Source organism: Escherichia sp. KCJ4928, from assembly GCF_004352695.1.
Lineage (GTDB): Bacteria > Pseudomonadota > Gammaproteobacteria > Enterobacterales > Enterobacteriaceae > ECMA0423.
Genome location: NZ_SJWV01000655.1, coordinates 1 through 357, shown reverse-complemented (window position 1 = coordinate 357; position 357 = coordinate 1). Strand labels below are relative to the sequence as shown.

General features: G+C 52.7%; 1 protein-coding gene. It reads left to right on the top strand.

The annotated features are described in order from the left end of the window. Positions 1–15: 15 nt before the first annotated feature. On the top strand, positions 16–357 hold a 342-nt coding region (locus E0D98_RS26100), incomplete at its 3' end, for a DUF1380 family protein (protein ID WP_131891579.1).

The following is a 357-nucleotide window of genomic DNA, read 5'->3' as shown; positions in this document are numbered from 1 at the left end:
AAAGGAGACGAGAACATGTACTGTACTGTTAAAGAAATTATCCGCGAAGTGCTGGATACAGACGTGCCGGACAGTGAATGCGTTTTTGCCGTGGTGCTGACCCGTGGGGATGTGCGTCACATAGCCCAGGACTGGAGTCTGACAGACGATGAGCTGGAAACCGTCATGCAGCGGCTGGACGATGCCTTTGAGCATGGTGCTGATGTCAGCATTGTTCACGACGTTGTTCGTGAACTGATGGAGGAAAAGCGCGTAAACCGTCTTGTAACAGTCCCTGCGGTGCTGCTGGAAAAAGTGATGGTGATGGCTGGTAGTGAAATTTATCGCCTCCATGCTGTAGGGAGCGAGAACGGGGGC